Source organism: Shewanella litorisediminis (assembly GCF_016834455.1).
Classification (GTDB): domain Bacteria; phylum Pseudomonadota; class Gammaproteobacteria; order Enterobacterales; family Shewanellaceae; genus Shewanella; species Shewanella litorisediminis.
On the sequence record NZ_CP069213.1, the window covers coordinates 2,091,908 to 2,104,680 of the forward strand.

The 12,773-nt window shown below is 51.5% G+C and carries 9 protein-coding genes; 4 read left to right on the forward strand and 5 right to left on the reverse strand.

Annotated features, from left to right (window positions below):
• Positions 1 to 160: 160 nt before the first annotated feature.
• Both JQC75_RS09130 and gap read left to right on the forward strand, forming a co-directional pair.
• Complete coding sequence (locus JQC75_RS09130; RefSeq protein ID WP_338055135.1) at positions 161 to 1,063, forward strand: DUF2989 domain-containing protein; 903 nt, start codon at positions 161 to 163, stop codon at positions 1,061 to 1,063.
• Between the two features lie 151 nt (positions 1,064 to 1,214).
• Positions 1,215 to 2,228 carry a type I glyceraldehyde-3-phosphate dehydrogenase gene (gene gap / locus JQC75_RS09135; RefSeq protein ID WP_203327056.1) on the forward strand — a complete coding sequence of 338 codons (1,014 nt, stop codon included), beginning with the start codon at positions 1,215 to 1,217 and terminating at the stop codon, positions 2,226 to 2,228.
• A 576-nt stretch (positions 2,229 to 2,804) separates the two neighbouring features.
• Here the strand turns inward: gap and JQC75_RS09140 are convergent.
• The 4 genes from JQC75_RS09140 to zwf are packed head-to-tail and all read right to left on the reverse strand — an operon-like array spanning position 2,805 to position 7,488.
• On the reverse strand, positions 2,805 to 3,449 hold the full coding sequence (locus JQC75_RS09140; protein ID WP_203327057.1) for a bifunctional 4-hydroxy-2-oxoglutarate aldolase/2-dehydro-3-deoxy-phosphogluconate aldolase: 645 nt from the start codon (positions 3,447 to 3,449) through the stop codon (positions 2,805 to 2,807).
• Positions 3,450 to 3,468: 19 nt separating this feature from the next.
• Complete coding sequence (gene edd / locus JQC75_RS09145) at positions 3,469 to 5,295, reverse strand: phosphogluconate dehydratase (protein WP_203327058.1); 1,827 nt, start codon at positions 5,293 to 5,295, stop codon at positions 3,469 to 3,471.
• 11 nt (positions 5,296 to 5,306) lie between these two features.
• Positions 5,307 to 6,005 (reverse strand): 6-phosphogluconolactonase, encoded by a 699-nt coding sequence (pgl, locus tag JQC75_RS09150; RefSeq protein ID WP_203327059.1) that lies wholly within the window; start codon positions 6,003 to 6,005, stop codon positions 5,307 to 5,309.
• A 10-nt stretch (positions 6,006 to 6,015) separates the two neighbouring features.
• Entirely contained in the window at positions 6,016 to 7,488 is a 1,473-nt protein-coding gene (zwf, locus tag JQC75_RS09155; RefSeq protein WP_203327060.1) for a glucose-6-phosphate dehydrogenase, read from the reverse strand.
• A gap of 312 nt (positions 7,489 to 7,800) precedes the next feature.
• Between zwf and JQC75_RS09160 the strand changes: the two genes are divergently transcribed.
• Together JQC75_RS09160 and pyk are read left to right on the forward strand one after the other, a co-directional pair.
• Complete coding sequence (locus JQC75_RS09160; protein ID WP_011759926.1) at positions 7,801 to 8,655, forward strand: MurR/RpiR family transcriptional regulator; 855 nt, start codon at positions 7,801 to 7,803, stop codon at positions 8,653 to 8,655.
• A gap of 186 nt (positions 8,656 to 8,841) precedes the next feature.
• Positions 8,842 to 10,281, forward strand: coding sequence for a pyruvate kinase (gene pyk, locus JQC75_RS09165; RefSeq protein WP_203327061.1), 1,440 nt, complete (start codon positions 8,842 to 8,844; stop codon positions 10,279 to 10,281).
• 199 nt (positions 10,282 to 10,480) lie between these two features.
• On the opposite strand, the gene JQC75_RS09170 is transcribed toward pyk, so the two are convergent.
• Positions 10,481 to 12,760, reverse strand: a complete 2,280-nt coding sequence (locus tag JQC75_RS09170; protein WP_203327062.1) for an acyl-CoA dehydrogenase — start codon at positions 12,758 to 12,760, stop codon at positions 10,481 to 10,483.
• Between the last annotated feature and the right edge of the window lie 13 nt (positions 12,761 to 12,773).

A 12,773-nucleotide genomic window follows, 5' to 3' on the forward strand; every position in this document is an offset into this window, starting at 1 on the left:
TTTATTTACAGAAAGGTTTGAGTAACAAACAGAAACGACCATAATCAGATTTATCCGGGACCGCAGTCCCATTTCAGGTCGGCGCTATTGTAATGAAACTTCCTCCGCCTTGCCAGAAAGATATTTTCGCTAAGTTTGTAATTTTATTAGAGAAAGTGCAGTGAAAAGTCACAAAGACAGACCTTTTTTTGTAATGTTTACATCATTTGCGGTTGTCGCAGGTAGTTTTGTGCTTTTTGGCTGCGATAATGACCGAAACTCAGACATGATCTGTAAAAATAATCCCGAACTTTGCGAAGACCTGCACAAGGACAGTTGGTGCCGATATGAGAAAGGTGATCTCATCCGGCAGCGTTTTATCCTCAAAACCACACCCGACCCCACTGGAAAGCAAATTTACGACCAGCTCAGATTTCTTGAGGTTTACTCAAAATGCATTGAGTTGGCTTCCGGGGTACAGCATAAGGTCAATGTTCAGCGCACCAATGACAGATTAAGGGCCTTTGGGGTCAGCGTGCAGAACCTTGAAGAACTTCAGGAATCGACCAAAGGCAGCCAGGATCCCTACCTCGCCTACTACCACTGGTCCCGACTGGACGACGCAAAAAGTCTCTCCGTGCTTATCAATGCGGAAAAAGAAGGGCGAATTTCCGACCCTGAACTCTTATCCAAGCTCGCGATTTACTACCTTAAGACTGACGCTGCGAGGGCCAAAAAGTTGTACCTTGATGTGTTGGGGATGGTGGACGAAAAACATCTCGACCCCGACTGGTTACTCGGGCTTGCAACTGCTTCACGGACCCTCGGAGACTTGGAAGGCAGCTATCTTTATTCCAGGGCAAATATTGTATTGACCAGCCAGAGCGTAAACGAAGCACAAATGTTGGCATTGCTGGCCGGCGATAAAACTAAGGCTGAGTCACTTGATAGCGAGGCAGAGCAACTTGCCAAAGCAGTGATCTCCGGTAATTTCGCCGGGAGCGCTATTGAGAAACGCTTGAGATCGGAACCAGCCACGGAGCGGGCAAAAACTGAGCCAGTTGCCCCATCTACATCACATTAGTGGCTGTTCATTTTTAAAAAGCGAGACCAATGTAAAAATATAACGATTATTGCGGTGAAAAACGGGTTAGAACTGGGATTTAACTTGACGAAATCGAACAATTTGGTAATTTTACTACCAGATATCGTTTATAATCACAGAGGGATATGAAATGACTATCCGCGTAGCAATTAACGGCTATGGCCGTATCGGTCGCAATGTACTGCGTGCACTGTACGAAAGCGACAAAGACTACCCAATCGAAATCGTTGCCATCAATGATCTCGGCGACGCTTCCATCAACGCTCACCTGACCAAGTACGACTCCGTACACGGTCGTTTCAACGCCAAAGTTGAAAACGATGCTGAAGCCATTTATGTCAATGGCGACAAGATCCTCACCTTCTCCGAGCGTGACCCTGCCAAGTTGCCATGGGCCGACCTTAACGTTGACGTGGTGTTTGAATGTACCGGTATCTTCACATCCAAAGAAGCCGTACAGCCACACCTGAATGCCGGTGCCAAGAAAGTGATTATCTCTGCCCCCGGCAAGAACGTTGACGCCACAGTGGTATACGGTGTGAACCAGCAGGTGTTGACCAGTGATATGACTGTGATTTCCAACGCATCATGCACGACCAACTGTCTGGCACCTTTCGCCAAGCCATTAAACGATGCCATTGGTATCGAATCTGGCCTGATGACCACCATCCACGCCTACACCAACGACCAGCGTCTGTCTGACGTGTATCACAGTGACCTGCGCCGCGCCCGAGCTGCTGCCATGTCCATGATCCCAACCAAGACCGGTGCTGCTGCGGCGGTAGGTCTGGTAGTTCCTGAACTGCAAGGCAAGTTCGACGGTCTGGCTGTTCGCGTGCCTACGGTTAACGTGTCTCTGGTTGACCTGTCATTCATCGCTTCACGTGACACCACAGTAGCCGAAGTGAATGAAATCATCGAAAAAGCGCTGGTTGCCGATGAAGTATTGAGCCAGGTTTTGGCAGTAAATAAAGAGCCGCTGGTATCTATCGACTTCAACCACAACGCCTACTCTTCCAACTTTGACGCCACCCAAACCCGCGTGAGTGGTCGTTTGGTAAAAGTGATGGCTTGGTACGACAACGAGTGGGGCTTCAGCAACCGTATGCTGGACAACGCCGTTGCTTTGATGAACGCCAAGTAAAAACGTTCTCAATCATAAAAAGGCCCTTCGGGGCCTTTTTTGTTGCCTGCGTTCCGCTGCTGATGTGGTTTTCAGGCGTTCGCTGCAATTACCAACTATCCCTTACTGCTCACTCCTTACTTCTGCCTAACCGAGAAGTCAGAAGCTGCAAACCTCAGGTCCCTCTATGGCCTTGTTTGGTTGAGCGCCATCGTCAGAGGAGCCGCAGCTATATATGCTGCTATATATTCTGTTATATATAGAACCCAAAGTTGGTATCAGCTGCCCTACTCCGTTTCTTTATTCAGCTTTTAGCCCTGATGGCCAAGCCAAGATAGGAACCAGATAGCTAACAAGCAAAGATGGTTCAGCGTCTGTTGGCCACGTGCTGCTTTGATTATGCTCCGGTCACACAGGCAATGCTCGCCTTAGTACCAAATCCAGAGCAATATCAAGCGTACGCCACTACGCCACATGTCTGCTTTATTCCTTCAACAAGCAGCTATTGATTGCAACGTCATCGTAAGTAGATGCCCATAAAAAAGCCCCGCGGGTGCGGGGCTTTTACGAATCGACTGTTTAAGTGAAGGCGTCAGCTTAGTTCAGGCCGGCCAGCGCTTCTTTACAGAGGCTGGTGATCCTGTCCCAGTCGCCCGCTTCCATTGCATCTGTGGGTGCAATCCAGCTGCCACCAATGCAATCGACATTCTTTAATGCCAGATAATCGCGATAACTTGAAGGCGTGATGCCACCGGTAGGACAAAAACGAATGTCTGCCAGAGGTCCCTGGAATGCTTTCAGTGCATTCACCCCACCCGAAGCTTCTGCAGGGAAAAACTTAAAGTGGCGATAACCAAGGGCCATACCTGCCATCACTTCAGAAATACTGGCGACACCGGGGATGAGAGGCACAGTGCCTTGCATGGCTGTTTTCAAGAGCTCCGGATATGCGCCCGGTGTGATGATAAACTGCGCACCGGCCTCAACCGCCTGACGAAGCTGATCTTCGTTAAGAATGGTACCGGCGCCAACGAGTGCTTCTGGCACTTCAGCGGCAATTTTGCTGATGGCTTCCAGTGCACAGGAAGTGCGCAGCGTTACCTCAAGCACACTTATCCCGCCGGCAACCAGGGCTTTCGCCAATGGCACCGCATGTTCCAGCTTATTGATGACCATAACGGGCACAATCGGACTGCGCTTAAAAATATCTTGTGGTTGCAAAGACCAGTTATTCTCAGACATCGGTTGTATCCTTTCAGGCTCAATAAAGTTCATCGATTGCTTCAGTGCAGCGGGCGCCGGTTTCGGGGCTGCTGAGATTTTGTCTGAGCGCTCCAAAAAGTTCCCTGCCCATGCCGAAACGGGACTTTCTTAATTCCACCGGTGCGGCTGTACGGCTTTCAAGTTCTGTTGCCGAAACCAACAAGGACAATTCACCGGTGATGGCGTTGATACGAATAAGGTCGCCATCCTGCACTTTGGCGATAAGGCCGCCATCCAAAGCTTCTGGTGTGAGATGGATAGCTGCGGGCACCTTGCCTGACGCTCCAGACATACGGCCGTCAGTCATCAGCGCCACCTTAAAGCCTCTGTCCTGCAATGTGCCCAGGATGGGAGTCAACTTGTGCAGTTCGGGCATGCCGTTGGCTTTCGGCCCCTGCCCTTTAACCACCACCACGCAATCGCGATCAAGCTCGCCTGCTTTGAAGAGCGCATCCAGTTTATTCTGGTCGTCAATCACCACCGCAGGGGCTTCCACAATTCGGTGTTGTTCCTGTACCGCTGACACCTTGATAACGGCTCGGCCAAGGTTACCCTTCATCAGTTTCAGGCCGCCATTTGACTGGAACGGCTCTGCAACACCGCGCAGTACTTCGCTGTCCAAACTGGTAACAGGACCATCAACCCAGGTCAGTTGACCATCAATCAGACGGGGTTCCTGGGTGTAACGGCGCAGGCCGAAACCCGCTACAGTGTTCACATCTTCGTGGATAAGCCCCGCATCCAGGAGCTCCTTCATCAGAAACGCCATGCCACCTGCGGCGTGGAAGTGGTTGATATCCGCATGACCATTGGGATAAACCCGGGCAAGCAAAGGCACTGCATCGGACAACTCAGAGAAATCATCCCAGTTGATAATGATGCCGGCGGCTCTCGCCGCAGCCACTATGTGCATGGTCAGGTTGGTTGAACCGCCGGTGGCAAGCAATGCGACTATGCCGTTGACCACGGACTTCTCATTCACTATCTCACCTATGGGTGAATACTGCAGCCCGTGTTCGGTCAAACGGCACACCTGCTTGGCCGCCATCTTGCTGAGTTCATTACGCAGTGGGTCATCCGGGTTCACAAATGAAGAACCAGGCAACTGCAGCCCCATCACCTCAAGCACCAACTGGTTGGAGTTGGCAGTGCCGTAGAAAGTACAGGTACCGGCGCTGTGATAAGAGCTGGCTTCGGCCTCAAGCAGGGCTTCACGGTCTACCTTGCCTTCCGCAAATTTCTGCCGCACACGTGCCTTTTCTTTATTGGGTATGCCAGAGCGCATAGGGCCCGCCGGCACAAACAGCATGGGCAGGTGGCCAAAACTCATGGCGCCAATAAGCAAACCGGGAACGATTTTGTCGCACACCCCAAGTAGCAGCGCGCCATCAAACATGTTGTGGGACAGGCCTACGGCGGTTGCCATGGCAATTACCTCACGGGACAGGAGCGAGAGTTCCATCCCAGGCTGTCCCTGAGTGACGCCATCACACATGGCGGGTACGCCGCCTGCTACCTGTGCAACACTGCCAACCTCATTACAGGCTGCTTTAAGCAGCGCAGGATAATGCTCGTAGGGTTGGTGAGCTGACAGCATATCGTTGAAGGCGGTCACAATACCAATGTTGACCTTGGTCAGTTGGCGCAGTGACTGTTTATCGTCAGCGCCACAGGCCGCAAAACCATGGGCCAAGTTACCGCAGCTCAGAGCTGAGCGGTGAACCTTGCCGCTTCGGGCTTCTTGCAGCGCAGCCAGGTAAGCACTGCGACTTTCTTTACTGCGTTCGATGATCCTGTCGGTCACCGATTTGACTACGGGGTGCATAACTTGCCTCCTTAAGCGCTCCAATACACATCGACTGGTGTCTTGTGTTGACCCAATACCACACGAATTGGCATCGCTTTAACATCGTCGCTTTCGAGCGCCTGGCGATAGACGCTGAGCTTTTGTTCACCCACCAGATGCAAATAGATTTGGCGGGTGTTGAGAATTGCTTTTTTGGTCAGTGTGATCCGCTCATGGGGCGCCGTTGTTGGTGTCACGGCCTCACACAGGGCTTCACTATCGAGCGCCCGATTCAAATCGCCAGAGCAAGGGAACCAGGAACAGGTATGTCCGTCGTTACCCATACCCAGTACAACCACATCGAACGGGCGTGGCACGTTGGCCAAATGTTCAGAAGTCATGGCTGCGCCTTCTTCTGCACTGGCAAACATATTCTTAAGGCCGCGGAATTTGGCTGACGCTGCGCGGTGCTGCAGCAGGTTTTCCCGCACCAGACGCTCGTTCGAATCTTTGTGGTCGTTGTCGACCCAGCGCTCATCCGCCAGCGTCACAAACACTTCATTCCAGTCGATGGCTTTAACGGACAGCGCCTTGAACAGTTTGAGCGGCGTAGAGCCGCCACTCACCACCAGACTCGCCTTGCCACGGGCATCCACAGCATCCTGTAGTTGGCGCGCGATGCGGTCTGCCAGCTGAGTTTCCAGCGAATCTGTGTTATCGAATGATTTAAATACAGCTTCTTTCAGCACCTTGGCCTCCTTATTCATCCCATGAACGCCCGTCTTTGGTAATGAGCGCTACCGAGGCCACTGGTCCCCAAGTGCCGGCTGGATAAGCCTTTGGTCTTTCATTACCCGCTTCCCACGCCTGAATAATGCCATCAACCCAGGTCCACGCCTGCTCGACTTCATCGCGGCGAACAAACAGCGCCTGGTTACCCAACATGGCTTCAAGCAACAAACGTTCGTAAGCATCGGCGATACGCTCGTTTTTGAAGGTGTCTGAGAAACTGAGATCCAGCTTGGTGGTTTGCAGTCGGGTCTTTTGCTCGAGGCCCGGCACCTTATTCATCATCTGGATTTCAACACCTTCATGGGGTTGCAGACGGATAGTCAACTTGTTCGGTGGCAGGTTGCGGTAGCTGGAGCGATACAGGTTGTGCGGTGGGTTTTTAAAGTACACCACAATCTCTGAACTCTTGAACGGCATACGTTTGCCGCTGCGCAGATAAAAAGGCACGCCAGCCCAACGCCAGTTGTCAATATCCACACGCAGTGCCACAAAGGTTTCAGTGTTGGAATTAACGTTGGCGCCTTCTTCTTCGAGGTAGCCGGGAACTGGACTGCCTTTCAGGAAACCCGCGGAATATTGGCCGCGCACGGTGTTTTCATTGACGTTATCCATATTGATGGGGCGCAGTGACTTAAGCACTTTCACCTTTTCATCACGGATAGAGTCAGCATCCAGATTCACCGGGGGATCCATGGCAACCAGTGTGAGTACCTGCAACAGGTGGTTTTGGATCATGTCACGCATCTGGCCAGCTTTATCGAAATAACCCCAGCGGCCCTCAATACCCACTTCCTCAGCGACCGTAATCTGCACATGATCGATAGTGCGGTTATCCCATTTGGAAGCAAAGAGCGAATTGGCAAAACGCAGAGCGATGAGGTTTTGCACCGTCTCTTTACCCAGATAATGGTCAATGCGATAAACCTGATTCTCATTGAAGTATTGAGAAACCTGGTTATTGATAACCCGGGAAGATTCGAGATCGGAGCCTATGGGTTTTTCGAGGACAACGCGGGTATCAGGGAAAATCAGGTTTTGCTCGTGAAGGCAACGGCAGATATCGCCGAAAATGGCAGGTGGCGTAGCAAAGTAGTTCACCATTACCCGCTTTTCAGGCTCGAGCAGCTCGTGGAATGCGCTGTAGCCTTCTGATTCGGTGAAATTGGTACCAACGTAATGACACCGACTGACAAATCTGGCGATGGTGGCTTCACAGAGGGGATCTTTAACGAAGGTGGTCAGCGCTGTTTTAACGAGTTCACGGAATTCTTCAGTAGAGAATGCATCTTTGGCAACACCGATGATTTTGGTGTCGTTGTGAAGCAGTGTTGCTTTATCCAACTGGTATAGAGACGGGAGCAGTTTACGCCTCGCCAAGTCACCTTTGGTACCGAAAAGGACAAAATCACAAGCCTTTGCCCCTGATGTTGTATTGCCCATTGCTGCAAGCTCTCCTTTGTAATCGGCTTAGCCGTATGCTGGACGGCTAGAAGCCCTTTTGTTGTAATATAACAACAGAATCTGATTTATGCATCCATATTTTGAAAAATCGTCTACACCGTCTTACTAGGCAGTTAAACATGAATTCTGTTATTATTTTTGTGCTTAAATTACTGTTGGCAGTAATAAGTTGGTGTGAAATCACCGCGAAAACTGTAAGCGGCAAACCACTTTGTGATCCAGGCAGCAAATTGAAACGCTGTGATCAGAAAATAAAAAAATAACACCTTCATCAATAGCGGACGTACGCGTATGAATACCCTAGAAAAGGTCCAGAAAAGTCTAAACCAATTCAGCAAGTCAGAACGCAAAGTTGCCGAAGTGATTCTGGCCTCTCCCCAAACGGCGATCCACTCCAGTATCGCAACCCTGGCCAAAATGGCCGATGTGAGTGAGCCTACGGTAAACCGTTTCTGCCGTCGCCTTGATACCAAGGGCTTTCCTGATTTTAAGTTACATCTGGCCCAAAGTCTTGCCAACGGCACACCCTATGTCAGCAGACACGTGGAAGAAGACGACTCGCCTGAGTCTTACACCACTAAAATATTCGAATCTTCAATGGCTTCCCTCGATACTGCCCGTCAGAGCCTCGACATGCAGGCCATCAATAAAGCAGTAGATATACTGACACAGGCCAAAACCATTTCGTTCTTCGGCCTCGGGGCTTCGGCCGCTGTGGCCCACGATGCCCAAAATAAATTTTTCCGCTTCAACGTGCCTGTCATTTGCTTCGATGACGTGCTGATGCAGCGCATGAGTTGTATCAACAGCAATGAAGGAGACGTAGTCGTACTTATCTCCCACACAGGTCGCACCAAGTCACTGATTGATATAGCAAGACTCGCCCGCGAAAACGGCGCAGCCGTAATAGGTATTACCGCCAGGAACTCGCCATTATCGGTTGAGTGTACTTTGTCTGTGACCATGGAAGTACCCGAAGATACCGACATGTATCTGCCAATGGCGTCGCGCCTTGCGCAATTAGTTGTAATTGATGTGCTGGCGACTGGATTTACCTTAAGACGCGGTCCAAGATTCAGGGACAGCCTGAAGCGCGTAAAAGAAGCCTTGAAAGAATCCAGGATCAATAAAGACCCGATCCTGTAAGTTGATTCCAACCCAAATTTGGTAGTCAGACACCGCGCTGACTACCATTTACCCGCCGAAAACCGGCGGTTTCTCACAAAAATAAAAAGCTTGAGATAGATCATTTTGTTTGTAACTTTCCTACATAATGCGCCAATGTCTGTTAATATAGTCTTCAGATTAACTTGAAACTTAACGGAGTAACTCATGTTCCGCAGAACCAAAATCGTTACTACCCTTGGCCCAGCCACAGACCGTGACGATAACCTGCGCCGCATTATCGCGGCTGGTGCTAACGTAGTCAGACTCAACTTCTCCCATGGTTCCCCAGAAGATCATCTCGAGCGTGCAACCCGCACCCGCGCGATTGCCAAAGAGCTTGGCGTACATGTCGCCATCCTGGGCGATCTCCAGGGTCCCAAAATCCGTGTTTCCACCTTTAAAGACAACCGTAAAGTTCAGTTGGCCTTAGGTCAGGAATTTATCCTGGATGCGGAGCTGGGCAAGGGCGAAGGCGACGAAACTCAGGTGGGTATCGACTATAAAGAGCTGCCAGACGACGTTAGCATTGGCGATATTCTGATGCTCGACGATGGTCGTGTTCAGCTTAAAGTAGAGCGCGTTGAAGGCCGTAAGGTGTTTACCACTGTGACTGTGGCTGGTCCCCTGTCCAACAACAAGGGCATCAACAAGAAAGGTGGTGGCTTGTCTGCTGCCGCACTGACAGAAAAAGACAAGGCCGACATCATCACTGCTGCCCGCATTAATGTTGATTATTTGGCCGTGTCTTTCCCACGCAGTGGTGCGGACCTCAACTATGCAAGGGATCTGGCCAAAGCAGCAGGTTCCAACGCCATGATTGTTGCCAAGGTTGAACGCGCGGAAGCCGTTGCCACCGAAGAAGCCATGGACGACGTTATCCTGGCATCTGATGCTGTGATGGTTGCCCGTGGCGACCTGGGTGTTGAAATTGGTGACGCCGCGCTGGTGGCGGTTCAAAAGAAACTCATCAGCCGTTCACGTCAGCTCAATCGCGTGGTGATCACTGCAACCCAGATGATGGAGTCTATGATCACCAGCCCAATGCCAACCCGTGCCGAAGTCATGGACGTCGCGAACGCCGTGCTCGATGGCACGGATGCGGTCATGCTGTCAGCCGAAACCGCTGCCGGTGACTTCCCTGAAGAAACCGTGCGCGCCATGGCCAACGTGTGCGTGGGCGCAGAGTCTCACCCAAGCGTTAAAGTTTCCAAGCACCGTATGGATGAGCGTTTTACCTCCGTTGAGGAAACCATCGCACTCTCGACCATGTATGCGGCTAACCACCTGGATGGCGTAAAAGCCATTATCGCTCTGACCGAGTCCGGTGCCACTGCCCAGCTGATGAGTCGTATCAGTTCATCTTTGCCAATCATCGCCTTGTCACGCCATTCAACCACGCTGGCGAAAATGGCCCTGTACCGTGGCGTTCAGCCTGTGTATTTCGACTCCACGGCCTTCAGAGCCGATGAAGTCGCAGCCCAGGCTCTGGAAGCCGTACGAGCAGCCGGCTATCTCGGCAGCGGTGACATGGTGCTGATGACCAAGGGTGATGCCATGGAAACCATCGGTGGCACCAACACCTGTAAGGTGCTTATTCTGCCGTAATAGATGGTTTGCCATCTTGTCTGATAACCCGGCCTGTGCCGGGTTATTTTTTGTCAGCCTTTCCCGGGGAGTTCTTTCTCCCCGCCCCAAACGCTCTGCTATTCCAATAAAAAAGGTACGCATTTGCGTACCTTTTTATGTACCTCAGACTGGTTTTACTGCGTTGTTAAGGCGCAAATCCACCCGTATGGCTATAACCCTACAACGCACTGAACTCATCAACGTTGATAGCGGCCAGGCGCAGTTTGTCAGCCTCAAGAAGTTTGTCATGCTCATCCTGAGTGATAACGCCTTGTTCAACCGCTTGGCTCAGCAACACTGCAGTAATGCCTTTACCTTTCAACTTGCCTTCTTTTTGTGCTCCGCGCAGCTTTTTGTATATGCTGCGACACTCGTACTGTGCCAGGAAGGCTTCTTCCACTTCGGCGATGCCGCCCTTGTCGCCATCGAATGATGGGCAGAGGAAGGTCAGACGGTCACGGGCAGGTCCGGGTTTGAGCATGGCTTCCACAACCTGAGTCGACAGTTTGTCAGACGGGCCATTGAAGTGGTTACCAAGCGGGAACACCAGTGCGCGCAGCAACCAGCCAACCGGACGCAGCGGGAAGTTTCTCAGTGCATCTTCCAGCGCCTTGGCAGCTTTCATCAGACGGGTTTGCATCACGTAGTGCACAGTGGGCAAATCATCATGCTGACGGCCATTGTCCTCGAAAAGCTTCAGCGTAGCAGACGCCAGATAAAGCTCAGACAACACATCACCCAAACGGGCTGAGAGCATTTCGCGGCGCTTAAGTTCACCACCCAGGATAAGCATGGCCATGTCGGTCATAATGGCCAACGCTGCCGACATGCGGCCCATGTGCTGATAATAACGCTTGGTATCACCACTGACCGGTGACTGTGCAAAACGGCTGCCGGTCAGCGCAGAGAACAGACTTGCGAAGGCATTGCGGGTCGCGTAACCCATGTGGCCGAGCAGCAAATCGTCGAAGCGCTCCAGTGCTGCGTCGATATCCTCCATTCCTGCCGTTTCCATTTCGGCCAGTACATAGGGATGGCAGCGTGTGGCGCCCTGTCCGAAAATCATCAGGCTGCGGGTCAGGATATTGGCCCCTTCCACGGTGATGGAGATTGGATTGGCCATATAGGCATGACCCAGATAATTTTTTGGACCGAGCTGAATACCCTTGCCTGACTGGATATCCATGGCATCGTCCATCACAGCCCTGCCCATCTCAGTCATATGGTACTTGGCAATCGCGGTGACCACAGAAGGTTTGACCTTGAGGTCAATACCCGTGGTAGTGAGGCGTCTTGCCGCTTCCAACTGATAGGTGTTGCCTATAATGCGGGCCAGCGCTTCCTGAACACCTTCAAAGTGTCCAATGGACATACCAAACTGTTTACGCACATAGCTATACGCTGTGGTAGTTTTGGTGGTGACATGCCCTGATGCGGTGGCCAGTGCAGGCAGCGAAATACCGCGGCCGGCAGACAAACATTCAACCAGCATACGCCAGCCTTTACCGGCATATTGAGGGCCACCAATTATCCAATCCAGTGGGATGAATACTTTACCGCCACGGGTGGTGCCATTCATAAAGGCCATATTCAACGGATTGTGGCGATTACCAATTTCAACACCGGGATGACTGGTTGGAATGAGCGCACAGGTAATACCTATGTGCTTTTTATCACCAAGCAGGCCGTCAGGATCTTTCATTTGGAAAGCCAGACCTAGCACAGTGGCGACAGGCGCCAGTGTGATATAGCGTTTGTCCCAGGTCAGTTCAATGCCCAGAACCTCTTCACCGTTGAACTCTCCCTTTTTCACCACGCCCACATCGGGAATGGCGCCTGCATCTGAACCAGCTTCAGGGCCGGTCAAGGCGAAACAAGGGATCTCATCACCATTTGCAAGCGCAGGCAACCAGCGTTCTTTTTGCTCTTTGGTACCGTAGTGGGTCAACAGCTCGCCCGGGCCAAGAGAGTTAGGCACCATCACGGTAACAGCTGCACTCACACTGCGACTGGCCAGCTTGGCGACAATAGTGGAGTTGGCATAGGCCGAAAACGCTTTACCACCGTATTTCTTGGGAATGATCAGAGCAAAGAAGCCTTCTTTTTTGAAGTAGTCCCACAGTTCGGGGGGCAAGTCCTTGCGGTTATGCACAATGTCGAAGTCATCAATCATCGACAACGCCGTCATCACCTGGTTATCGAGAAACTCTTTTTCCTCGGCTGACAAGGTTGGCTTGCCATAGGCATGCAAGGTTTCCCAATTGGGTTTACCCCGGAACAGCTCCCCTTCCCACCACACATCGCCGGCTTCCATGGCTTCGCGCTCAGTGTCAGAAAGGGGCGGCAAAACCCGTTTAAAAAAGGCAAAAACCGGCTGAGTGATAAACTTCATCCGTAAATCTTTCACCGCAAACAGCACTACCAACGCCGCGATTAACAATAACAACAAGAAGGTCATGGCAAATACTCCT

Coding starts and splice junctions, on each gene's coding strand:
- pyk (WP_203327061.1), top strand. CDS start 8,842: ATGTTCCGCAGAACCAAAATCGTTACTACCCTTGGCCCAGCCACAGAC.
- edd (WP_203327058.1), bottom strand. CDS start 5,295: ATGCACCCCGTAGTCAAATCGGTGACCGACAGGATCATCGAACGCAGT.
- zwf (WP_203327060.1), bottom strand. CDS start 7,488: ATGGGCAATACAACATCAGGGGCAAAGGCTTGTGATTTTGTCCTTTTC.
- JQC75_RS09140 (WP_203327057.1), bottom strand. CDS start 3,449: ATGTCTGAGAATAACTGGTCTTTGCAACCACAAGATATTTTTAAGCGC.
- gap (WP_203327056.1), top strand. CDS start 1,215: ATGACTATCCGCGTAGCAATTAACGGCTATGGCCGTATCGGTCGCAAT.
- JQC75_RS09160 (WP_011759926.1), top strand. CDS start 7,801: ATGAATACCCTAGAAAAGGTCCAGAAAAGTCTAAACCAATTCAGCAAG.
- JQC75_RS09170 (WP_203327062.1), bottom strand. CDS start 12,760: ATGACCTTCTTGTTGTTATTGTTAATCGCGGCGTTGGTAGTGCTGTTT.